At 67.8% G+C, this 23,629-nt stretch carries 18 protein-coding genes; 8 read left to right on the forward strand and 10 right to left on the reverse strand.

Annotated features, from left to right (window positions below; genetic code table 11):
* The first annotated feature begins 39 nt into the window (after window positions 1–39).
* Entirely contained in the window at window positions 40–2,688 is a 2,649-nt protein-coding gene (locus SPDO_RS07115; RefSeq protein WP_088366764.1) for a valine--tRNA ligase, read from the forward strand.
* 169 nt (window positions 2,689–2,857) lie between these two features.
* Here the strand turns inward: SPDO_RS07115 and SPDO_RS07120 are convergent, their stop codons facing one another.
* Both SPDO_RS07120 and SPDO_RS07125 read right to left on the reverse strand, forming a co-directional pair.
* Window positions 2,858–4,705, reverse strand: a complete 1,848-nt coding sequence (locus tag SPDO_RS07120; protein ID WP_088366765.1) for an acetyl/propionyl/methylcrotonyl-CoA carboxylase subunit alpha — start codon at window positions 4,703–4,705, stop codon at window positions 2,858–2,860.
* A gap of 115 nt (window positions 4,706–4,820) precedes the next feature.
* The gene (locus SPDO_RS07125; protein WP_088366766.1) at window positions 4,821–5,297 is read right to left on the reverse strand and encodes a nuclear transport factor 2 family protein; all 477 of its coding nucleotides are present in this window, start codon (window positions 5,295–5,297) and stop codon (window positions 4,821–4,823) included.
* A gap of 50 nt (window positions 5,298–5,347) precedes the next feature.
* On the opposite strand from SPDO_RS07125, the gene SPDO_RS07130 reads away from it, so the two are divergent.
* Window positions 5,348–5,725 carry a GIY-YIG nuclease family protein gene (locus SPDO_RS07130; protein ID WP_211280027.1) on the forward strand — a complete coding sequence of 126 codons (378 nt, stop codon included), beginning with the start codon at window positions 5,348–5,350 and terminating at the stop codon, window positions 5,723–5,725.
* Window positions 5,726–5,973: 248 nt separating this feature from the next.
* On the opposite strand, the gene SPDO_RS07135 is transcribed toward SPDO_RS07130, so the two are convergent.
* From SPDO_RS07135 to SPDO_RS16935, 5 genes are all read right to left on the reverse strand, one after another.
* Window positions 5,974–7,575, reverse strand: coding sequence for a carboxyl transferase domain-containing protein (locus tag SPDO_RS07135; RefSeq protein ID WP_088366768.1), 1,602 nt, complete (start codon window positions 7,573–7,575; stop codon window positions 5,974–5,976).
* Window positions 7,576–7,693: 118 nt separating this feature from the next.
* Entirely contained in the window at window positions 7,694–8,851 is a 1,158-nt protein-coding gene (locus SPDO_RS07140) for an isovaleryl-CoA dehydrogenase (RefSeq protein WP_088366769.1), read from the reverse strand.
* A gap of 105 nt (window positions 8,852–8,956) precedes the next feature.
* Window positions 8,957–11,629 carry an aconitate hydratase AcnA gene (gene acnA, locus SPDO_RS07145; RefSeq protein ID WP_088366770.1) on the reverse strand — a complete coding sequence of 891 codons (2,673 nt, stop codon included), beginning with the start codon at window positions 11,627–11,629 and terminating at the stop codon, window positions 8,957–8,959.
* Window positions 11,630–11,903: 274 nt separating this feature from the next.
* Entirely contained in the window at window positions 11,904–13,253 is a 1,350-nt protein-coding gene (locus SPDO_RS07150) for a putative O-glycosylation ligase, exosortase A system-associated (protein ID WP_088366771.1), read from the reverse strand.
* Window positions 13,246–13,386, reverse strand: a complete 141-nt coding sequence (locus SPDO_RS16935; protein ID WP_169716241.1) for a hypothetical protein — start codon at window positions 13,384–13,386, stop codon at window positions 13,246–13,248. Before SPDO_RS16935 ends, SPDO_RS07150 begins: the two co-directional genes overlap by 8 nt.
* Before the next feature lie 89 nt (window positions 13,387–13,475).
* Here SPDO_RS16935 and SPDO_RS07155 point away from each other — a divergent pair, with 89 nt between their 5' ends.
* Entirely contained in the window at window positions 13,476–14,687 is a 1,212-nt protein-coding gene (locus tag SPDO_RS07155; RefSeq protein ID WP_088366772.1) for a TIGR04063 family PEP-CTERM/XrtA system glycosyltransferase, read from the forward strand.
* A 23-nt stretch (window positions 14,688–14,710) separates the two neighbouring features.
* On the forward strand, window positions 14,711–15,652 hold the full coding sequence (locus tag SPDO_RS07160; protein WP_088366773.1) for a hypothetical protein: 942 nt from the start codon (window positions 14,711–14,713) through the stop codon (window positions 15,650–15,652).
* 19 nt (window positions 15,653–15,671) lie between these two features.
* On the opposite strand, the gene SPDO_RS07165 is transcribed toward SPDO_RS07160, so the two are convergent.
* Window positions 15,672–15,989 (reverse strand): hypothetical protein, encoded by a 318-nt coding sequence (locus SPDO_RS07165; protein WP_088366774.1) that lies wholly within the window; start codon window positions 15,987–15,989, stop codon window positions 15,672–15,674.
* Window positions 15,986–16,159 carry a hypothetical protein gene (locus SPDO_RS16940; protein ID WP_169716242.1) on the reverse strand — a complete coding sequence of 58 codons (174 nt, stop codon included), beginning with the start codon at window positions 16,157–16,159 and terminating at the stop codon, window positions 15,986–15,988. Before SPDO_RS16940 ends, SPDO_RS07165 begins: the two co-directional genes overlap by 4 nt.
* A gap of 87 nt (window positions 16,160–16,246) precedes the next feature.
* Between SPDO_RS16940 and SPDO_RS07170 the strand changes: the two genes are divergently transcribed.
* Entirely contained in the window at window positions 16,247–16,861 is a 615-nt protein-coding gene (locus SPDO_RS07170) for a S24 family peptidase (RefSeq protein ID WP_088366775.1), read from the forward strand.
* 33 nt (window positions 16,862–16,894) lie between these two features.
* On the opposite strand, the gene SPDO_RS16945 is transcribed toward SPDO_RS07170, so the two are convergent.
* On the reverse strand, window positions 16,895–17,068 hold the full coding sequence (locus SPDO_RS16945; protein ID WP_169716243.1) for a hypothetical protein: 174 nt from the start codon (window positions 17,066–17,068) through the stop codon (window positions 16,895–16,897).
* Between the two features lie 132 nt (window positions 17,069–17,200).
* On the opposite strand from SPDO_RS16945, the gene SPDO_RS07175 reads away from it, so the two are divergent.
* From SPDO_RS07175 to SPDO_RS07185, 3 genes are read left to right on the forward strand one after another with little or no spacing between them, the layout of a single operon-like run.
* A complete protein-coding gene (locus tag SPDO_RS07175; RefSeq protein WP_088367030.1) occupies window positions 17,201–17,410 on the forward strand; it encodes a hypothetical protein in 210 nt (69 codons plus the stop codon).
* 48 nt (window positions 17,411–17,458) lie between these two features.
* Window positions 17,459–19,396 carry an autotransporter assembly complex protein TamA gene (locus tag SPDO_RS07180; RefSeq protein ID WP_088366776.1) on the forward strand — a complete coding sequence of 646 codons (1,938 nt, stop codon included), beginning with the start codon at window positions 17,459–17,461 and terminating at the stop codon, window positions 19,394–19,396.
* A complete protein-coding gene (locus SPDO_RS07185) occupies window positions 19,396–23,508 on the forward strand; it encodes a translocation/assembly module TamB domain-containing protein (protein ID WP_088366777.1) in 4,113 nt (1,370 codons plus the stop codon). Before SPDO_RS07180 ends, SPDO_RS07185 begins: the two co-directional genes overlap by 1 nt.
* Window positions 23,509–23,629: the final 121 nt, after the last annotated feature.

Below are 23,629 nucleotides of genomic sequence, written 5' to 3' on the forward strand. Positions count from 1 at the left end.
GGCTTTGCAGCATCGCGATCGCCCGGTAGAGCCGCGATCATGAGCGAGCTTCCCAAAACCTTTGACCCCGCCGCGATCGAATCCCGCTGGTACAGCCATTGGGAAGAGAACGGCCTATTCCGTCCCGAGCGCCCCGGTGCGGAGCCGTGGACGATCGTCAATCCGCCGCCCAACGTCACCGGCTCGCTCCACATCGGACATGCGCTCGACAACACGCTGCAGGACATTCTGACGCGCCACGCCCGACTGAAGGGCAAGGACGCGCTCTGGGTGGTCGGCACCGATCACGCCGGCATCGCCACGCAGATGGTGGTCGAGCGGCAGATGGCGCTCAAGCAGCAGAAGCGCACCGATTTCACCCGCGACGAGTTCGTCGCCAAGGTGTGGGAGTGGAAGGCGGAGAGCGGCGGCCAGATCACCGGCCAGCTCCGCCGCCTGGGCTGCTCGATGGACTGGGCCAACGAGCGGTTCACGATGGATCCGGGTTTCTCGAAGGCCGTGCTCAAGGTCTTCGTCGAGCTTCACCGCCAGGGCCTGCTCTATCGCGACAAGCGGCTCGTGAACTGGGATCCGGGCCTCGGCACCGCGATCAGCGATCTCGAGGTCGAGACGCGCGAGGTGAAGGGCAGCTTCTGGCAGATCCGCTACCCGCTGGCCGACGGATCGGGCACGATCACCGTTGCGACGACGCGCCCCGAAACGATGCTCGCCGACATGGCGGTCGCGGTGCATCCGGAGGACGCGCGCTATAAGGACATGATCGGCAAGCAGATCAAGCTGCCGATCACCGGCCGCCTGATTCCGGTGATCGCCGACGAACATGCCGATCCGTCGCTCGGCACCGGCGCGGTGAAGATCACGCCGGGGCATGACTTCAACGATTTCGAGGTGGGCAAGCGCGCCGGGATGAAGGCGGGCGAGATGCTCAACATGCTCGACGCCAAGGCCAACGTGGCGCAGACCGCGGACGGCCTAATTCCGGCCGCGTTCCTGGGGCTGTCGAGTACTGACGCGCGCAAGGCGGTCGTCGCCCGGCTCAAGGCCGATGGCGTGCTGGTGCCGCACGTCGACAAGGAAGGCGTGGAGCATGACGCCGAGCCGCGCACGATCCAGACGCCGTTCGGCGATCGCTCGGGCGTGGTCATCGAGCCGTGGCTGACCGACCAATGGTATGTCGACGCCAAGACGCTGGCGCAGCCGGCGATCGAGGCGGTGAAATCCGGCGCGATCCGGCTCGTCCCGAAGACGTGGGAGAAGACCTTCTTCAACTGGATGGAGAACATCCAGCCGTGGTGCGTGTCGCGCCAGCTGTGGTGGGGCCACCAAATCCCGGCGTGGTTCGATGCGGACGGCACGGCCTATGTTGCCGAAACCGAGGCCGAGGCACAGGCGCAGGCGGGCGAGGGCGTTGCCCTGACGCGCGACCCCGACGTGCTCGACACGTGGTTCTCCTCCGCGCTCTGGCCCTTCGCCACGATGGGCTGGCCGGAGAACACCGATCCCACGCTCGGCGGGCGCTATCCAAACGACGTGCTGATCTCGGGCTTCGACATCCTGTTCTTCTGGGATGCCCGCATGATGATGCAGGGCATGCACTTCATGAAGGACGTGCCGTTCCGCACGCTCTACCTGCACGGCCTGGTTCGCGCGGCGGACGGCGCGAAGATGTCCAAGTCCAAGGGCAATACCGTCGATCCGCTGGGGCTGATCGACAAGTACGGCGCCGACGCTTTACGCTTCTTCATGGCGGCGATGGAAAGCCAGGGCCGTGACATCAAGATGGATGAGAAGCGGGTCGAGGGCTATCGCAACTTCGCGACCAAGCTGTGGAATGCCAGCCGCTTCTGCCAGGCGAACGGCATCGGCGGATCGACCACGCTGGAGCCGCCGGCGGCGACCCACCCGGTCAACAAATGGATCGTCGGCGAGGCGATCAAGGCGATCCAGTCGGTCGACCTCGCGCTCGGCGAGTATCGCTTCGATGCCGCGGCGAACGCGATCTACCAGTTTGTCTGGAGCCAGTTCTGCGACTGGTATCTGGAGCTGATCAAGGGTGGTATCGACGAGGAGACGAAGGCAGTTGCCGGCTGGGTGCTCGACCAGATCCTGGTCGTCCTTCACCCGTTCATGCCGTTCATCACCGAGGAACTGTGGCACGCGCTCGCACCCCGCGATCATGACCTGATCGTCGCACACTGGCCGATGGCCGATGCGCGCGCGATCGAACCGGCCGCCGCGCAGGAGATCGACTGGCTGATCCGCCTCGTCAGCGAAGTGCGTTCCAGCCGCACCGAGCTGAACGTGCCGCCGGGCGCGCGGCTGCCTTATGCGGTGGCGGACGCTGGTGCGGAGACGCAGGCGCGGTTGCAGCGCAACGCGGCGACGATCGCGCGGTTGGCGCGGATCGATCCGGGCGACGTCTCGGGCGGCACCGCGCAGGTGGTGGTGGACGAGGCCACCTTCCGTATCGCGCTGGGCGACGTGATCGATCTCGCCGCCGAGCGCACCCGTTTGGCCAAGGCGATCGCCGCGGCGGAGAAGGAGCGCGACGGGCTCGCCGGGCGGCTCAACAACCCGAGCTTCGTCGAGCGTGCGAAGCCCGAGGCGGTGGAGAAGGCGCGGGCCGATCATGCGGAGAAGGCGGCTGAGGCGGAGCGGCTGGCGGCGGCGCTGTCGCGGCTGGGGTAAGACGCTCTTCGAACGGGTGAAGTGAGCGTCATGCCGGGCTTGTCCCGGCATCCACCGGGCCGCGAACCTCAGACGTTGAGGTTTGCGGGACCGTGGACCCCGGCACGGAGGCCGGGGTGACGGAGCGGGTGTGGCTTGAGCGCGCCTTCCGGCAGCAGGCGGCCGGAGGTCAGCCCTCCTGCCGCTCCACCTTTACCAGCAACGTGCCCTCGGTGACCTGGCCGCCGGTTTCGGCGTTCAGCTCCGCCACGATGCCATCGAACGGCGCGACGAGGCTGTGCTCCATCTTCATTGCCTCCAGGGTGACGAGCTTCTGGCCCTTCACCACCGCGTCGCCCGCGGCGACTTCCACCGCGATGATCCGGCCGGGCATGGGCGAGAGGATCGCGCCGTCCGCCGCCGCGCCGCCGGTGGCGCCGGTCGCGCGGAAGGGGGCGAGCTCCCACGTTTGGCCGCCTTCGGTGATGAGCACACTGTCGAGCGGTGCGGGCACCTCGACCACTGGCGCGTCGGTGAAGTCGATCGCGATCGGCTCCCCGGCGAGGAGGAAGCGGCCTTCGCGGCGCGCGGGGGCGTTGAGGCGGAAACCGGCGCTCGGCCGGTCGGGCGCGAGCGCGGCGGCGGCCTCGATCAGCGCCTCTTCGCTCGGCTGCGGGGGCGGCATCAGCGCCTCACCCTCGCGCGCGATGAGGCCGGTATCGACGTTGCCGGCGGCGAAGTCGGGGTGATCGAGCGCCTCGACCAGGAAGCCGGCATTGGTGCGCACCGGCCAGATCACCGCCTCGTCCAGCGCATCGGCGAGCAGCTCGCGCGCCTCGTCCCGCGTGTCGCCATGCGCGATCAGCTTGGCGATCATCGGATCATAGAAGGGGCTGATCTCGGCGCCCTGCTCGACGCCGGTATCGACGCGCACCGCGTCGCCGAGATCGAGCGCGTCGAGCCGGCCGATCGAGGGCAGGAAGCCCTTCACCGGATCCTCGGCATAGAGGCGCGCTTCCATCGCCCAGCCGGTAATGGTGAGCTCATCCTGGCGGCACGGCAGCGGTTCGCCGCTGGCGACGCGCAGTTGCCATTCGACCAGATCCTGGCCGGTGATCGCCTCCGTCACCGGATGTTCGACCTGGAGGCGCGTGTTCATTTCCATGAACCAGATGCGGTCGGCGCGCAGGCCCGCGCTGGCGTCGGCGATGAACTCGATCGTGCCGGCGCCGACATAGTCGACCGCCTGCGCCGCCTTCACCGCCGCGGCGCAGACCGCTTCGCGCGTGGCAGCGTCCATGCCGGGCGCGGGCGCTTCCTCGATCACCTTCTGGTGGCGGCGCTGAAGCGAGCAATCGCGTTCGAACAGGTGGACGACATTGCCGTGGCCGTCGCCGAACACCTGCACCTCGATGTGGCGCGGCGAGAGGATGTACTTTTCGATCAGCACGCGATCGTCGCCGAAGCTCGCCGCGGCCTCGCGTCGGCACGAGGCGAGCGCATCGGCGAAATCCTCCGATGCATCGACGCGGCGCATGCCCTTGCCGCCGCCGCCGGCGACCGCCTTGATCAGCACCGGATAGCCGATCGCATCCGCCTCGCGCTGCAGCCGATCGGGGGACTGATCGTCGCCGAGATAGCCGGGCGTGGTGGGCACGCCGGCTTCCTGCATCAGCTTCTTGGCGGCGTCCTTCAGCCCCATGGCGCGGATGCTGGCGGGGCGCGGGCCGACCCAGGCGAGGCCGGCGTCGATCACGCTTTGCGCGAAATCGGCATTCTCGCTGAGGAAGCCATAGCCGGGGTGGATCGCCTCCGCGCCGGCTTCGCGGGCAGCGGCGATGATCCGCTCACCGACGAGATAGGATTCGCGGGCGGGCGAGGGGCCGATGTGCACCGCCTCGTCTGCCTCGCGCACGTGCAGTGCGTCCGCATCGGCATCCGAATAGACCGCGACGGTGCGCACGCCGAGCGCGCGGGCGGTGCGGATGATGCGGCAGGCGATCTCGCCGCGATTGGCGATGAGGAGCGAGCCGATCATGCCGCAACCCCGAGAATGTCGAGGAAGTCGGGGATTTTGCGCTTTTCGCCAGTCGGGGCGGGGGCAGTGATCATGGAACGGAGCATACCTGTAGGCGTGAGACGGTGGACGGCGATCATTGCGCGCAGCCGGTGGTGCGCTGCGTCCAGGTGACGTTGTTGATCCGCCAGCGGCCGCCGTCGCGCACCAGATCGACGTGGTTGGTGCCGCAATGGCTGGGCTTGCCGTCGACGGTGAAGGTGTAGCTGCCCCAGACCATGGCGATATTCCCGTCGATCTCGATCGCGGGCATGCCGGTGAAGGTTTCGGCGCGCTTCGGGCCGGGCTTGCCGAGCTTGGCGGCGAAGGCGGGCCAGTCGCTATTGGTGACGGCGGTGGTGCCGTCGGCCTTTTCCACGACGGCGGTGGCGCGGCCGTCGGGGCGGACCTCGGCAAGGATCGCGGCGGGATCGTTGGCGGCGAGCGCATCGAACAGGCGCTGCACGGGGGCTATGACCTGGCCTTCTTCGGACGCGGGCGGCGGGAGCGCGGTGCCCTTGGGCAAGGGCGCGACCGGCGTGACTTGAAGGGCGAGGAGGAGGGGAAGGATCATGGGTGGTGTTCCTGAAGCCGGAGAGCGGGCGTTGCCGGCGAGCCGCCGCCATGCTGAACTTGGCTCAACATCCATGGTGCCGCGCGTGGGAGGGGGGCGTTGTGAAGCGACCTTGCGTCTATTTGCTCGCCAGCCAGCGGCGGGGCACGCTGTACATCGGCGTGACGAGCAACCTCGTCGCGCGGCTGTGGCAGCATCGCAGCGGTACAACGGCTGGGTTCACGTCCCGCTACGGTGTGTTCCTGCTCGTGCGATACGAGTTTGTCGCGGACATGCCGAGCGCCATTGCGCGGGAGAAGCAGCTGAAGCGCTGGCACCGGCAGTGGAAGATCAACCTGATCGAGAGCGACAACCCGGACTGGGTGGATCTGGCGCCGTCGCTTGGGCTGGAGCCGCTCCCGAGCCGTGCGCGGCGGGATGGATGCTGAAACGAGTTCAGCATGACGGTGCTCCTTGAGGAGGGCCACTTTGCCCAAGCCGGCGTCATGCTGAACTTGGTTCAGCATCCACTGTGCCATAAGCGAGGTCGTCGCCTGCGGAGAGATGGACCCTGAAACAAGTTCAGGGTGACGGAAGTGCTTAGGGCGGAGGGGCGACGTGCCGCCAGCCCCTCCACCACGCTTCGCGTGGTCCCGCTCCCCGTTCAGGGGAGGATTTGGGTCGCTAATCCTCCCCATCACATCCGGAACACGCCGAACGACGGGCGCTCGGGGATGGGGGCGTTGAGGCAGGCTTCGAGCGCGAGGCCGAGGACGTCGCGAGTCTGGGCGGGGTCGATCACGCCGTCGTCCCACAGGCGGGCGGTGGCGTAATAGGGGTTGCCCTCGTCCTCATACTTCTGGCGGATCGGGGCCTTGAAGGCGTCGGCTTCCTCGGGCGTCCAGTTGGCGGCGTCGCGGTGGACGGTGGCGAGCACGCTGGCGGCCTGTTCGCCGCCCATCACGCTGATCCGGCTGTTTGGCCAGGTGAACAGGAACCGCGGGGAATAGGCGCGGCCGCACATGCCGTAGTTGCCGGCGCCGAAGCTGCCGCCGATCAGCACGGTGATCTTGGGCACGCTGGCGGTGGCGACCGCCGTCACGAGCTTCGCGCCGTGCTTGGCGATCCCTTCCGCCTCGTATTTCCCGCCGACCATGAAGCCGGAAATGTTCTGGAGGAACAGGAGCGGGATACGGCGCTGGCAGGCGAGTTCAATGAAGTGCGCGCCCTTGACCGCGCTTTCGCTGAACAGGACGCCGTTGTTGGCGAGGATCGCGACGGGCGCGCCATGGATGTGCGCGAAGCCGCAGACGAGGCTGGACCCGTACAGCGCCTTGAACTCGTGAAACTCGCTGCCGTCGACAAGGCGGGCGATGACCTCGTGCACGTCATAGGGCGCGCGCACGTCCTGCGGCACGATGCCGTAGAGATCCTCCGCGGCGTATTTTGGCGCTTTCGATGGCCGCAGGTTCACGTCCGCCTCGTGCTCCGGCGGCAGCGTGGCAACGATGTCGCGCACGATGGTGAGGGCGTGCTCGTCATTCTCGGCGAGGTGATCGACGACGCCGGACTTGCGCGCGTGCAAGTCGCCGCCGCCGAGATCCTCGGCGCTGATGACTTCGCCAGTCGCGGCCTGGACGAGCGGCGGGCCGGCGAGGAAGATCGTGCCCTGTTCGCGCACGATCACCGTTTCGTCGGACATGGCGGGGACATAGGCGCCGCCGGCGGTGCAGCTGCCCATCACGCAGGCGATCTGCGGAATGCCCTTGGCCGACATGTTTGCCTGGTTGAAGAAGATGCGGCCGAAGTGATCGCGGTCCGGGAACACCTCTGCCTGGTGTGGCAAGTTCGCGCCGCCGGAATCGACGAGGTAGATGCAGGGCAGGCGATTCGCTTCGGCGATCTCCTGCGCGCGCAGATGCTTCTTCACGGTGAGGGGGTAGTACGTGCCGCCCTTCACCGTCGCGTCGTTGCACACGATCATGCACTGGCGCCCCGAGACGCGGCCGATCGCGGTGATGAGGCCGGCGCCGGGAATATCCTCGCCATAGACGTCATGCGCGGCGAGCTGGCCGATCTCCAGCAGCGGCGAGCCGGGATCGAGCAGGCGTTCGACACGCTCGCGGGGGAGGAGCTTGCCGCGTGCGGTGTGGCGCTCACGCGATTTCTCGTTGCCGCCGAGCGCGGCCCGGGCGACGTCGGCGCGCAGCTGCTCCGCAAGCGCACGGTTGTGCGCGGCATTAGCCTGGAAAGTCGCGTCCGTGGAGGAGGTCTTGGTGTCGAGGACGGGGGCAGTCATTGCGCCGTGCCTCCGTCATGCTGGACTTGTTTCGGCATCCATCGTGCGACGCGCGGCGTGGCCGCCTGCGGAGAGATGGACCCTGAAACGAGTTCAGGGTGACGGCCGTTTGCGTGCATCACGATGCCGCTCCGATCAGTTCGCGGCCGATCAGCATGCGGCGGATTTCGTTGGTGCCGGCGCCGATGTCGAGGAGCTTGGCGTCGCGCAGGAAGCGTTCGACCGGCCAGTCCTTGGTATAGCCCGCGCCGCCCAGCGCCTGCACCGCCTCGCCGGCGACCTTGAAGGCGTTTTCGCTGGCGAGCAGGATCGCGCCGGCGGCGTCGAAGCGGGTCGTCTGGCCGGTATCGCAGGCGCGCGCGACGGCATAGACGTACGCTCGGGCGGAGTTCAGCGCGACGTACATGTCGGCGACCTTGGCCTGCATCAGCTGGAAGGCGCCGATCGGCTGGCCGAACTGCTTGCGCTCCCGAAGATAGGGGAGGACGACGTCGAGGCAGGCCTGCATCACACCGAGCTGGATGCCGGCGAGGACGGTGCGCTCATAGTCGAGGCCGCTCATCAGCACGCCGACGCCGCCGTTGAGCGGACCCATGACGTTCTCGTCCGGCACTTCGCAATTGTCGAAGACGAGCTCCGCCGTGGGGGAGCCGCGCATGCCCATCTTGTCGATCTTCTGACCGATCGAGAAGCCGGGCATGTCCTTTTCAATGAGGAAGGTGGTGATGCCGCGCGAGCCTTCGCCGGTCTTGGCGTAGACCACCAGCGTATCCGCATAAGCGGCGTTGGTGATCCAGAATTTGGTGCCGTTCAGGACATAGCCTGTGTCGGTCTTTTCCGCCTTCAGCTTCATCGAGACGACGTCGCTGCCCGCGCCCGCCTCCGACATGGCGAGGCTGCCGACATGTTCGCCGCTGATCAGCTTGGGGAGGTATTTTGCCTTCTGCTCGGCGCTCGCCCAGCGACGGATCTGGTTGACGCACAGGTTGGAGTGCGCGCCATAGCTGAGGCCGATCGAGGCCGACGCGCGGCTCACTTCCTCGCAGGCGATGACATGTTCGAGATAGCCGAGGCCGAGGCCGCCGTACTCTTCCTCGACGGTGATGCCGTGGAGGCCGAGTTCGCCCATTGCGGGCCATAGTTCGTCGCGGGGGAACCAGTCGTCCGCGTCGATCTTCGCGGCGAGCGGCATGATCTTTTCGTCGGCGAAGCGGCGGGTGGTGTCGCGGATCATGTCCGCGGTTTCACCCAGCGCGAAATCGAGTGTGGCCTGCATCGAAACTCCTCTTCCCCCCGACATAAGCGGGGGAAAGAGGTAACGAAAGCAACAATTCCTGTCCGCCGCCCCTTCGGGCAGGGGCGGACGGACAGACGGCGCCGGTTAGGCGGCCAGGTTGCGCAGCACGTACTGCAGGATGCCGCCGTTGAGGAAATATTCCAGCTCGTTGACGGTGTCGATGCGGCAGAGCGTCTCAACCGTCTCGGTGGTGCCGTCCTTGCGGGCGATCGTCACCGTGACGGTCTGGCGCGGGCGCAGGCCGGCGACGTTCTGGATCGTGAACGTCTCGTCCCCGGTCAGCTTCAGCGTCTCGCGCGTCACGCCTTCGGCGAACTGGAGCGGGAGAACGCCCATGCCGACGAGGTTCGAGCGGTGGATACGCTCGAAGCTTTCGGCGATCACCGCGCGCACGCCGAGCAGGTTGGTGCCCTTTGCCGCCCAGTCACGCGAGGAGCCGGTGCCATATTCCTTACCGGCGACGACGACCATCGGCGTGCCATCCGCCTTGTGGCGCATAGCGACGTCGTAGATCGGCATCACTTCCTCGCCATAGCGGCTCATGCCGCCTTCGATCCCCGGCACCATCTCGTTCTTGATGCGGATGTTGGCGAAGGTGCCGCGGACCATGACATTGTCGTTGCCGCGGCGCGAGCCGTAGCTGTTGAAGTCCGCCTTCGACACCTGGCGCTCCATCAGCCACGCGCCCGCGGGGCTGTCGGCCTTGATCGAGCCGGCCGGCGAGATGTGGTCGGTGGTGATCGAATCGCCCAGGATCGCCAGCGGCTTCGCCTCGATGATGTCGGTGACGGGCGCCGGCGTCATCTCCATGCCGTCGAAGTACGGCGGGTTGGCGATGTAGGTCGATGCGGCCGGCCAGCTGTAGGTGTCCGACCCGGTCACCTCGATGCCGCGCCACTTGGCGTCGCCGGCATAAACGTTGCCGTAGCGGCTTTCGAACATCCCTGCGTCGATGTTCGCGGTCATCAGCTCGGACACTTCCTGGTTCGAGGGCCAGATGTCCTTGAGATAGACCGGGCCGTTCGTCCCTTCGCCGATCGGCGTCTCGTTCATGTCGGTCGTGACGCTGCCCTTCAGCGCATAAGCGACCACGAGCGGCGGCGAGGCGAGGAAGTTCGCGCGCGCGTCGGGCGACACGCGGCCTTCGAAGTTGCGGTTGCCCGAGAGGACCGACGCGACGACGAGATCATTTTCGTTGACCGCGCTGCTGATCGGGCCGGGCAGCGGGCCCGAATTGCCGATGCAGGTCATGCAGCCATAGCCGGTAAGGTTGAAGCCCATCGCGTCGAAATCGTCCTGCAGGCCCGACTTCACCAGATAGTCGGTGACGACCTGCGAGCCCGGCGACAGCGAGGTCTTGACCCAGGGCTTGGGCTTCAGGCCAAGTTCGCGTGCCTTGCGGGCGACGAGCCCGGCGGCGACCAGCACCGACGGGTTCGACGTGTTGGTGCAGCTGGTGATCGCCGCGATCACGACGTCGCCGTCACCGATGTCATGGCCGCGATCGGCCACGTCGACGCGCTTCGGCTCGGCCTTGTTGTAGACCTTGACCAGATCGCCGTTGAACACCTCGTCCACCTTGTCGAGCGCGACCTTGTCCTGCGGACGCTTCGGGCCGGCGAGCGACGGGACAACCGAGCCCATGTCGAGCTCGAGCGTGTCGGTGAAGACGGGATCGGGGGTGTTGGCATCGCGCCAGAAGCCGTTCGCCTTGGCATAAGCCTCGACCAGCGCGATCGTGTCGGCCGGGCGCGCGGTCAGCTTCATGTAGTCGATCGTCTTGGTGTCGATCGGGAAGAAGCCGCAGGTCGCGCCGTATTCGGGCGCCATGTTGGCGATCGTTGCGCGATCGGCGAGCGTCATCTGGTCGAGACCCGGGCCGTAGAATTCCACAAAGCGGCCGACCACGCCCTTGGCGCGCAGCATCTGCGTGACGGTGAGCACGAGATCGGTCGCGGTGATGCCCTCGCCCAGCGCGCCGGTCAGCTTGAAGCCGACGACCTCAGGAATGAGCATGGAGACGGGCTGGCCGAGCATCGCAGCCTCAGCCTCGATGCCGCCGACGCCCCAGCCGAGCACGCCCAGGCCGTTCACCATGGTGGTGTGGCTGTCGGTGCCGACGCAGGTGTCGGGATAGGCGATCATCGCGCCGCCGCCGTTTTCGTTCGACGCCCACACCGCCTGCGCGACATATTCCAGGTTCACCTGGTGGCAGATGCCGGTGCCCGGGGGCACGACCTTGAAGTTGTCGAGCGCCTTGGATCCCCACTTCAGGAACTCGTAACGCTCCGAATTGCGCTGATATTCCAGATCGACGTTCTCTTCGAACGCCTTGGGCGTGCCGAATTCGTCGACCATCACCGAGTGGTCGATGACGAGGTGGACGGGAACCTGCGGGTTGATCTTGGCCGCGTCGCCGCCGAGCTTGGTGATCGCATCGCGCATCGCGGCGAGATCGACCACGCAAGGCACGCCGGTGAAATCCTGCATCAGCACGCGCGCGGGGCGATACTGGATCTCGCGGTCGGAGCGGCGCTCCTTCTGCCAGTCGACCACCGCCTGCACGTCGTCGGCAGTAACGGTCTTGCCGTCCTCGAAGCGCAGCATGTTCTCCAGCAGCACCTTCATCGAGAAGGGCAGGCGCGAGATGTCGCCGAACTTTTCGGCCGCAACGTCGAGCGCATAGTAATCGTAGCTCTTGCCGCCCGCCTGGAGCGTGCGGCGGGCCTTCAACGTATCTTGGCCGATGGCGGTCATGCGGGTCCTTTCCCCATAGGTTCGGCCCGGCTCGGGCGCGGCGGGGAAGCGGGGGCAGGAAACCCACGCGCGGGCGCGCCCGGACGGGCGATGTGAAGCGTCGGGGCGGCGATAGCAGCGGCAGGCGGGTGGGGGAAGGTGGCAAGCGGCGCTGATTTGAGAAAAGGCTTGACGGATCGGCTTTTCGCGATTCGTTCGCAAGAAGGGTGGGGTGCGGTTCACCCGCCAAGTCTGTCACCCCGTACCAGGTCCGGGATGACGCGTTTTGTGGGGCTTAGCTCTCGGCCAGCGCCGGGCGTTCGCGCCGCATCGGGCGCCACGCGGTTTCGCTGCGGCGGCGGGCGAGATAGGTGTCGAGGCCGATCTGCGCGCCGATCACCATGTACAGGAAAGACTGGAAGGCGATGCCGACGAAAGCGCCGCCCAGCAGGTAGATCAGGTGCGCGTGTTGCAGCGCGCCGGCGAGGCTGCCCGCCCACGCGAAGTCGCCCTCGTGATAGCGCCGGCGAAGCACCTCCATGCGGATGATGCCGACCGCGTTGATGAGCAGCCACAGCGCCAGGCCGAAATAGCCCTGTTCGCCCAGCACCTCGAAATAGCTGGAATGATAGGCGCGGCTCTTGTCCACCGTCAGGTTGCGCTGAACGGTGCGGTTCGCGCCTTCGCCCGCCACCTGCACGGTATCGTAGCGGATGCGGTTTTGCAGATAGGCGTCGAAGCCGCCGCCGAAGGGGTGGTCCTTCACATAGTCCCACGTCCATTTCCACACGGCGAGGCGGGTGGAGGCGGATTCATCGGCCTGATAGGTCTTGATCGTCCCCATCCGCTCGCTGAACGCGCTTGGCAGGAACGGCACCGCCATCGCCCCCGCCAGGCCGAGCGCGGCGAGGTACAGAAATTTCTTCTTCACCTCACGCAGCATCAGCACGGCAAGGAGCCCGATGCACAGCAGGCCGGTGCGCGCCGAGGTGCCGACCGGGATCAAGAGGCAGGCAAAGGTGAGCGCCGCGCAGAACAGCCAGACCAGCCGGCCGGACGGATAGATGGTGCCATGTCGCCCGAGCCACAGAATGATCGGGATCAACGAAATCGACACTGCCGAGATGATCGACCCTTCGTACAGGCCCGAGTTGTTGGCGACCATCAAGTTCAGCTCGCCATAGCCGCCGCCCGACGCGAGCGTCTTGATCCCGCCGACGATGATGATCGAGCTGGCCGACAGCACCACGAACAGGAGCAGCGCCTCGATCCGCAGCTTGGTGCGCAGGGTGAGGGGGAGAAAGGCGGCGAACGCCAGGTTCTTCCACACCCATTCCCATTTGCCCGCCGCCTCGATTGGGAAATCGGCGTTGCGCGTGGTGATGCCGCAATAGACGAGCAGCAGCATGACGAGCGCCTGGCGCGGGGCGAAGCGCGAATCGCTCTTGTCGTCCACCACCAGCCAGCCGAGCACCGCGAATCCGGCCGCGATGGCGGAGATCGGCACGCTGTTCAGCAGATAATAGGTGATCCGCTGCGGCGAGACGATGTCGATATAGATGTACGACAGCACGAAGATGAACGGCCGGCGAAAGCCGAGGCCGAACAGCGCCACCAGAAAGCCGATAAAGGCGAGATCACGCACGCGGGGGGCGCCCCGGGCGCGCCGGCCTATCCACCGGCGGCTTTTCCGAGTCGAGATCGTCGCGACGCAGCAGCAGCCATGCCGCCAGCAGCAGCAAGCCATGACTGATGCCAAGGGCGAGATTGTCGATCATGAGATGGTGGTCAAAGCTCCCGAACGCATCACTCGCCTAATTGCCGGCAGTTGACGTGCCGTTAAGCGCGGTGATGGCAGCAGGCCATCATGCATATTCTTCACGTACTCGATCATGGCCTCCCGTTGCAGAGCGGATACACGTTTCGCACGCGCGCTATCGTGAAGGCACAGCAGGCGCGCGGATGGGAGGTGGCGGCGGTCACCGGGCCGCGGCATCATCACGATGCGCCCGCGACCGAGATGGTCGACGGCATCACCTTTCACCGCACCGGCCGTGCGAGGCAACTGCCGGCACCGCTGGGCGAAATGGCCGAAGTCGCGAAGTTCGGGCGGCGCATCCTGGCGGTCGCCAAGCAGTTTCGCCCCGACATCATCCACGCGCATTCGCCGGTGCTCGACGCGCTGGCCGCGATGCGCGCGACGCGGGCGCTTAAAGTGCCGCTGGTGTACGAGATCCGCGCCTTCTGGGAGGATGCGGCGGTCGGCAACGGCACCGGCACCGAAGGGTCGGCGCGCTATCGCGCGACGCGCGCGCTGGAAAGCTGGGCGGTGAAGCGCGCCGATGCGGTGGCGGTGATCTGCGAGGGGTTGAAACGCGATCTGCTGGCGAGGGGGGTAGCGGACGAGCGGATCATGGTATCCCCCAACGGCGTCGACATGGCGCTGTTCGGCGATCCGCCGCCGCGCGACGCCGCACTGGCCGAGACGCTGGGGCTCGGCGGCGACGTGATCGGTTTCATCGGCAGCTTCTACGATTACGAGGGGCTCGACGATCTGATCGCCGCCATGCCCGCGCTCGTCGCGCGGCGGCCCGAGGCGCAGTTGCTGCTGGTCGGCGGCGGACCGATGGAGGCGGCGTTGCGCGTGCAGGCGGCGGCATCGCCGGTGGCGGATCGCATCCGCTTCGTCGGGCGCGTGCCGCACCAGGAGGTGGAACGCTATTACAGCCTCGTCGACGTACTCGCCTATCCGCGCAAGAAGATGCGGCTGACCGATCTGGTCACGCCGCTGAAGCCGCTGGAGGCGATGGCGCAGGGGCGGCTGGTGGCGGCGTCGGATGTCGGCGGCCATCGCGAGCTGATCCGCGACGGCGACACCGGCACCTTGTTCGCCGCGGACGATCCGGCGGCGATTGCCGAGTCGCTCGCTACGCTGCTGAGCGATCGCGACGGCTGGGAGGCGCGGCGCGCGCGCGCCCGCGCCTTCGTGGAACAGGAACGTAACTGGTTTTCAAATATTTCGCGGTACGAACCTGTATATCGGCGGCTGATCGCGGCCGCCGCAAAGGGTAAGGCATGAACGCAGAACAACGCGCAGCGCACATGAAGCGAGCCATGGTGCCGGCTGCACTGCTGATCATCGGCGTGGTGGCGGCGACGTTGATCGCGGCATTGCCGCAAGCCTTGCTCGACGTGCTGATGTGGCGGCTGGGGCTGCCCTATATTCTGTCGGCCGCAACGCCGCCAATCGGTGCGTTTGGCCGAACAATGCTGGCGCTGATTGCGCTTGTTCCTTTCGTGGTTATCGCGGCGCTGATGCTGCGGCAGCGCGGCTATCGCATCGGCGCGCAGCCCTTGCCCGCGCTGGCCAACCCTGACGCCGCGTTGCGCGCGCCGACGATCCGGCGCGCGGACGCGCATCCCGACGCCGCGCCGCGCCGACCGATCCGTGCCGAAGAGGATCTCGGCCCACCGCTGCCGATGGTGACGGCAAAGCCACTCTTCCGCGATCGCAGCGGCGAGCAGGATCTGCCGCGCGACCTGGATCAGCCACTCGCCGCGTTCGATCCGGTGTCAATTCCCGATGTACCGCGCGATCCCGTGCCGGTGGTATCACGCTTGTCGCCCGCGGTTGCCAGCCGACACGATCTCGCACCAACGGCGCCCTCCGCGATCGAAACGAAAGCCACGCCGGAGCCAAGCGGCCCGGCGCCTTTCGAGGCCGCGCCGCTGGCAAGGCTTGACGCTGTTACCCCCGATACCGAGCTTGTCCGCATGGACGACGCGCGTCGGGATCAGCCCAGGCCGCCTGCGGTCGAGACGGGGAAAGCAGCGGAGGAGCCGGTCACTGCGGCGCCGCTGGAGACACCGACGCGGGATCGTGGTGTGCCGCTGTCCAGCCTGCTTGACCGGCTGGAGCGCGGTGCCCGCCAGCGGCAGGCGCCGCCAAAGCCCGAAACGGTATCGCCGACGCCTGCGCCAGCCGATCAGCCTGAGACGCTGGCCGACACGCTGCTGATGCTGCGTCAGATGGCGCGGCGCTGATCGGCCACATCTTCTCCGGTCAGGCGTACGCCACTGTCAGCGCCTCCACCTCGACGCAGCATTCTCCCCGCCGCTTCACCGCGCCCGTCACGCTGAGATCCGCAAGCAACGCGCCGGGCAGCGGCACGTCCAGCGTGCCGATCGTCGCCAGCCACCGGTTCGCTAAGGCGCCGGCCGGGGTGGCGGTGAGCGTCAATGCATGGCGATAGCCGCTGAACGTGGCGCTGTGCCACGGCATCGCGCCATGTTCCTCAATAGCCACCACCAGGCCGTTGCGCGCCGCCGAGGCCGAAAGCGCGCGTGCCAGCAGACGCGCCGTGCCGGGGCCGCGCATCATTCGGCCTCCTGCAACATGGCATCCACCCGCTCGCAGATATGTGCCCCCGGTCGGCGGCCGCGGCGCAGATCGTGCACCAGGCGCGGATCGTTCACGGCGCGCCGCCCGAAGGTGGAGGGCGACGTTCCGGTACGGCGAAGATAGCGATCAATCCTGACCAGCAGCGACATGAACAAGCTCCCGATTCCCATCGTTCGCATTTTGTTCTCGCAACTTTTCCAACTTGTCTAGGAAATTTCCTAGACTATCGTACGGGCATGGCAGAAACGGTTGGCGAGACGCTGGAGCGATTGGCCGCGGCGCAGGGAATCAGCCTCTCGGAGCTGTCGCGGATGCTTGGCCGCAACCTTGCCTATCTGCAGCAATTCGTCCGGCGTGGGACGCCGCGGACGCTTGCCGAGCGTGATCGGCGGCTGCTCGCGCAATTCTTCGGCGTGGACGAAGAGGTGCTCGGCGGCGAGGCGCGCGAGGCGACGGTGGCGGTGCCGTATCTGACGGTCGCCGCCTCAGCGGGCCGAGGCGCTGCCGTCGCGACGGAGCGCGAGATCCGGCGGGAGGCGTTTGCCGCGCCGATGCTGCGCGACGCTGGCGTGGCGCCGCGCGATGCCTCGATCATCGATGTGTCGGGTGATTCGATGCAGCCGACGATCCTCGCCGGCGACCGGCTGGTGGTGGATCGTGCGGACACCCGGCTGACGCGGACCGGCATTTTCGTGGTGCGGCGGGGCGACGAATTGCTGGTGAAGCGGATCCGGCGCGAGGGCGCGGATTTGCTGCTCCTCAGCGACAATCCGGATTATGCGCCGATCCGCTGCCGCGCGGACGAGGCGGCAGTGATCGGGCGGGTCAAGCTATTGCTGCGGCAGCCCTGAGCCTAACAGACGTCTGCCGCTCCGCCTGCTCCTTCAGCGGCGCCCCTTCAGCCAGATCATGACCGCGATCGCCGCGCCGACGACCAGACCGGCCAGAAAGCCGAGCGACGGCTGACCGGCCACAAGCCCGATGATCGTGCCGATCATCAACGACACGGCAAGCACGAAGCCGCCGGCGGAATCCGAACGCTGCGAGGGAGATGACATGCGCCCAGCCTTTGGCACGGTGCGCCACAAAGCGCCACCATTCACGCTTGTTGCGGCATTAACCCTTGGCGTTCACTGGTCGGTGGCGGTTCACGGCTTAGGGCGGTGGGCCACCAGATCGCAGGTTCTTCCTTGTCCCAGCTTTACCTTGCCGACCGTCACCTGGTGACGGACGCATCCTCGTTGATTCGCGCCTTCGGTGCCTTTGCCGCGGACGAGGCGGCGATCCGCGCCGATCGCAGCCGCGCGCTCGGCAACGTGGTGCATTTCTGTCGCTGGCGGCAGGTGGAGCGGCTCGTGCGGCTGCTTGCGACGGACGCGCCCGCCGGCACGATACATTGATTTTGCACGGCATTGCCGCTTGCCCGGCAAGCGCCTAGGGCGGCGGGAATGTACGGGCGGAGCGGGCCGATCGGCGCGGCAGGTCTGATCGCGTTGCTCGCCGCGCAGCCCGTCGCGGCGCAACAGGTGGTCGTGCCCGATGCCGAGCAGCCGCTGGATGCCGGCGCTCCGCTCGCCGACATGCCCGACATCGGTGTTGATTGGCCCGACTTGCCGCCCGAAACGCCGGGCAGCGCGCAGGCGGGCGCAACCGCGGTGGGCGAGACCCGCTATGGCTGGCGCATCGAGGGGCTGGACGGGATCGGCAGTCCGCTGCTGCGCAGCCGCTTCGCCGACCTGTCCGTACTCGACCAGAATGACGCCGAGCCGGCTAATGCGGCGCAGATCGATCGACGCGCGCGCGAGGATGCCGAGACGCTGGTCACGCTGCTGCGCGCCGAAGGCTATTATGATGCGGAGGTAGAGCCACGCATCGAAACCGTCGCTGGCCGGCCGATGGTGATCCTGGGCGCCAGCCCCGGCCCGATCTATCGCCTGAAGGACGTGACCATCGCCGGAGTAGAGGCGGCGGGGAGCAAGGCGCCGGCGCTGCGCGATGCCTTTGGCGTGAAGGCGGACGACCCGGTGAACGCCGACGCGATCGTCGCAGGCGAGGCGAAGCTGCGTGCCGAGGTGGGCGAGCAGGGCTTTCCCTTCGCCACCGTCGGCGATCCGGTGGTGACGGTGGATCGCGAGGCGCGCACCGCGACGCTGGACCTTGCGGTCGATCCCGGCACGCCGCGCGTGTTCGGCCAGATCCGCACCAATCCGAACAATCGCGTGTTCGGGGCCGATCACGTCCAGGATATCGCCCGCTTCACGCCGGGCCAGCCGTTTTTCGAGCCGGCGCTCGCCGATCTGCGCCGTGCGCTGATCCAGACCGGCCTCGTTTCGGTGGCGGAGGTGAAGCCGGTGCCGGGCACCACGCCCGAAACGGTCGACATCGACGTGCGACTGGAACCGGCACCGCCGCGCACGATCGCGGGCGAGCTGGGCTATGGCACGGGTGAGGGCGCGCGCGTCGAGGCGAGCTGGACGCATCGCAACTTCTTTCCGCCCGAAGTCGCGGTGACGCTGCGCGCGGTGCTCGGCACGCAGGAACAACTTGGCGCCGTCACCTTCCGCCGCAACAATTTCCGCGGGCGCGACCGGGTGCTCACCGCACAGGTCGCCGCCACGCATACCGAGCGCGATGCCTATGAGGCGAACACCTTCCTGCTGTCGGGCAGTCTCGAACGGCAGACCAACATCTTCTTCCAGAAGACCTGGACGTGGTCGCTCGGCGCGGAACTGCTCGCCTCTGACGAGCGCGACGTCATCGTCTCGACCGGGGAGCCGCGTCGGCGCACCTTTTTCATCGCCGCTGCGCCGACCAGCCTCACCTATGACGGCTCGGACGATCTCCTGAACCCGACCAAGGGCTTTCGCCTGGGCGGACGGCTCAGCCCCGAACTGTCGCTGCAGGGATCAGCGTTCGGCTATGCCCGTACGCAGCTCGACGGCAGCGCCTATTATTCGATCAAGCCCGGCGTGGTGCTGGCCGGCCGGGTGCGGCTCGGCACGATCCTGGGCGCGCCGCGCGATGCGATCGCGCCGTCGCGGCGCTTCTATGCCGGCGGCGGCGCGTCCGTGCGCGGCTATGGCTATCAGTCGATCGGGCCGCGCGACCCCAACAACGACCCGATCGGTGGGCGCAGCCTGGCTGAGTTTGCGGTCGAAGGCCGGATCAAGGCGTTCGGCAATTTCGGTGTGGTGCCGTTCTTCGATGCGGGCAACATCTATACGTCCGGCGTGCCCGACTTCTCCGGTCTGCGCTACGGCGCGGGCGTGGGCGTGCGCTATTACAGCAACTTTGGCCCGATCCGTGTCGATGTCGGCACGCCGTTGAACCCGCAACCGGGCGATTCGCGTGTCGCCGTCTACGTGTCGCTCGGACAGGCATTCTGATGCGCTGGTGGCGGCTGCTGGCCGGGATCGTCGCCGCAATCGCCGGCGTGCTGCTCGCCACCTTGTGGATCATCGACACCGATGTGGGGCACCGCTGGGTGGCCGAGCGGATCAACGCCGCGCGGCCCGCCAACGGCATCCACGTCACCGTCGGCCGGATCGACGGCTCGCTATACGGCGCGGCGGTGCTGCGCGACGTGCGGGTGCACGATTCCGAGGGACTGGTATTCGCCGCGCCGCGCGCCGAACTCGACTGGCGGCCGTTCGCCTGGCTCTCCAACCGCCTCGACATCCGCTCGCTCCACGTCCCGGTCGCGATGCTCGCCAAGCTGCCGCGGCCACGTCCGACGAACCGAAATTCGCCGCTGCTGCCCGATTTCGACATCCGAATCGGTGACCTGTCGATCGACCGGCTGACCGTGGCGCCGCGGGTCACGGGCGTGCTGCGCTTCGGGCGGCTGAAGGGCAAAGCGGACATTCGTGATGGCCGCGCGATGGTGGCGATCGATGCGCTGGTGCAGGGCAGCGATGCGCTGCGGCTGCGGATCGATGCGGCGCCCGATCGCGACCGCTTCGACATCGACGTGCGCGCGCGGGGCGCGGCGAGCGGCGTTCTCGCCCGGCTCACGGGTATTCGCCGGACGCTCACGATGGACGTGAGCGGCGCAGGCCGCTGGGCTACGTGGCAGGGGCAGGCCAGCGCAACCGCGGGCGGCGTGCCGGTGATCGACCTGGCGCTCGGCAACCGCGCGGGCGCCTATACGCTGACCGGCGCGGTAACGCCGGGCGATCTGGTGAAGGGCAAGGCGCAGCGCCTCACCAGCCCGCGTGTGCTGGTGAATGGCGCGGCGACCTTTGCCAAGCGGCGACTGGAGGGAAATCTCTCGCTCCGCTCGGCTGCCCTGGCGGTGGATGCGACAGGGGGCGTCGACCTTGCCGCCAATGCCTGGCGCAACCTGCGGCTGCGCGCACGCCTGCTGCGGCCGGCAGCCTTGTTTCCCAACATGACTGGGCGCGACGTCGAGCTGCGCGCGGTGCTGGAAGGCGCATTTGCGACCGCCGCTTTCGACTATCGCATCCTCGCGCCGCGCTTCGCCTTCGACGCCGCCGGGTTCGAGGGGGTGCGGATCGCGGGCAAGGGCCGCTTGTCCAAGGCGCCGATCGTGCTGCCGGCGCGGTTCACGGCGCAGCGCGTGACGGGCGTGGGGGACGTGGCGGGCGGTATCTTACGCAACCTGTCGGTGGACGGCGTGTTGCGGGTGACGTCCACGATGGTGACGGGCGACGACCTGCGGCTCCGCTCGGACAAATTGTCGGGGCGGATCAGCCTGCTGCTCGATCTGCGCACCGGCGACTATCAGGTCGGGCTGAACGGCGCGCTCGGGCGTTATCTCATCCCGGGGCTCGGCGTTGTCGATGTGCAATCGCGGCTGCGGGTGGTGCCGGGGCCGGGCGGGCGCGGCACGCGGGTGGTCGGGTCGGGCACCGCGCAGATGGTGCGGCTCGACAACGGCTTCTTTCGTAGCCTGGCGGGCGGGCTGCCGCGGATCGTGACCGATCTGGAGCGCACGCCCGACGGCATCCTCCACTTCCGCAACCTGGTGCTGACCGGCCCGTCGATCCGCCTGACGGGCAACGGCTATCGCCGGCGCGACGGCACCTTCGTGTTCAGCGGCGCGGGTCAACAGGCGACCTATGGCCCGGTGACGCTCCAGCTCGACGGCGCGATCGAGCGACCGACGCTTGACCTAGTTTTTCAGCGGCCGAACGATGCATTGGGGCTGCGCGATGTGCGGCTGCATCTCGATCCCGATCCGGGCGGCTTCGTCTTCACCGCCGCTGGGCGATCACGGCTGGGCGCTTTCGAGGGCGCGGGCGAGATCCTGCTGCCGCGCGGCGCCGACGCGCAGATCGCGGTGCGTAGCCTGACCGTCAGCGGCACACGGGCGGCCGGTCTCATCACCATTACAGATGCCGGGTTCGATGGGCGGTTGGCCGTGGACGGCGGCGGCATCGACGGGGCGGTCGTGCTCAGCCCCGCCGGCACGGCGCAGCGGATCGAGGCGCAGTTGAAGTTGCGCGGGGCGCGCCTCGCCGACGCGGTAACGGTGCGGCAGGGACGCCTGGAGCTCGTGGCGCTGCTCGATCCCGCCGGCACCAGCGTGGAGGCGACCTTCAACGGCAATGGGCTGCGTCGCGGCGCGCTCAGCATCGCACGCGTCGCGTTCAACGCGTCGCTGCGGAACGGGGTGGGGCAGGTTCGCGCCTCGGCCGCGGGATCGCGCGGGCGCGCCTTTGATCTGCAAAGCGTGATCCAGGTTGCGCCCGATCGCTACAGCATCGTCGCGCAGGGCACCGTGGATCGTCGCCCCCTGCGGCTGGAGAGTCCGGCGCTGCTGACGCGCGAGGGCGACGACTGGCGGCTTGCCCCGACCAAGGTGACCTTTGCCGGCGGCTCGGGGACTGTCTCCGGCCGGTTCGGGCCGTCCGGCAACGCGATCGAGGCGACGCTCGCCGACATGCCGCTGGCGGTGCTCGACATCGGCTATCCCGGGCTGGGGCTTGGCGGCGCGGCCTCGGGCAAGCTCAACTTCACCAGCGCCGACGGCGCGGCGCCGACCGGCCGGATCGACATGCGGGTGCGCGGACTGACGCGATCGGGGCTGCTGGCCTCGTCCGATCCGATCGACGTGGGGCTGGCCGGCGTGCTGACCGCCGACCGTGTCGGGTTGCGCGCGATCGCGGCGGAGGGTGGCAAGACGATCGGCCGCGCGCAGGCACTGCTGCGGCTCGGGGAGGGCGATCTGGCGACGCGGCTCACCCGCGCGCCACTGTTTGCGCAACTGCGCTACAGCGGCCCCGCCGACACGTTGTGGCGGCTGAGCCGGGTGGAGCTGTTCGCGCTGTCCGGCCCCGTGGCGATCGCTGCGGACGTACGCGGCACGTTGATGGATCCGGTGATCCGCGGCTCGGTGAAGGCGACGGGCGCGCGGATCGAGAGCGCCACGACGGGCACCGTGCTGCGCGATGTTGCGGCGGAAGGGCGCTTCGCCGGCTCGCGCCTCGCGATCGACAGCTTTGCCGCGGCGGCGGGGCGTGACGGCCGCGTTTCCGGCACCGGCTGGTTCGACTTTGCGGCGCGCGGCGGGATCGGGCTCGACCTGCAGTTGAACGCGGACCGCGCAGTGATGATCAACCGCGACGACATCGCCGCGACTGTCACCGGGCCGCTGCGCTTCCAGTCGAGCGGCCAGGGCGGCACCATCTCGGGTACGGTCAAGCTGAACCGCAGCCGCTATCGGCTGGGGCAAGCATCGGTCGCCAGCGCCGTGCCGAAGATCACGGTACGCGAGATCAACCAGCCGGACGGCATCGATGACAACGCCGCCCCGGCCGCACCGTGGCAGCTCGACATCAAGGCAAAGGCGAGCGAGCAGCTCCTTGTCACCGGCCTGGGGCTGAACAGCGAATGGTCGGCCGACCTCACGATCGGCGGCACACCCGACAATCCCGCAATCACCGGCCGGGCGGACCTTATCCGCGGCGATTACGAGTTCGCCGGACGCCAGTTCGAGCTGGAACGCGGGGTGATCCGGTTCGCCGGCGAGGTGCCGGCCAATCCGGCGCTCGATATCGAGGCGAATGCCGACTCTACCGGATTGCGCGCCTCCATTCGCGTGACGGGCGTGGCGCTGAAGCCGGAGATCACCTTTGCCAGCACCCCCGCGCTGCCGCAGGACGAACTGCTCTCACGGCTGTTGTTCGGCACCTCCATCACGAATCTGTCCGCGCCCGAGGCGCTGCAACTGGCCGCCGCGGTTGCCGCCTTGCAGGATGGGTCCGGCGGCCTCAATCCGATCAACGCAGTACGTCGCGCTGCCGGGCTGGATCGCCTGCGCATCCTGCCGGCCGATCCGCAGACTGGGCAGGGCACCTCGGTGGCGGCCGGCAAATATATCTCGCGGCGCCTGTACGCAGAGATCGTGACCGACGGGCAGGGGTATTCCGCCACGCGGGTGGAGTTCCAGGTGACCCGCTGGCTCTCGCTCCTGTCGAGCATTTCCACGCTGGGGCGGCAGAGCGCCAACGTGCGCATTTCAAAAGATTATTGATCCTGTCGTGCCTGAGTTTGCCTAAGCGTTGCGGGTGCGTGCTTAGTGGCAGCCATCACTGGTGCGGATCGCCGTGCCACATTGCGTCCGTTGCCGGACCATGCCAATCAGGCTGTCGCCG

Origin of the sequence: Sphingomonas dokdonensis, from assembly GCF_002197685.1 — a bacterium.
GTDB lineage: Bacteria > Pseudomonadota > Alphaproteobacteria > Sphingomonadales > Sphingomonadaceae > Sphingomonas > Sphingomonas dokdonensis.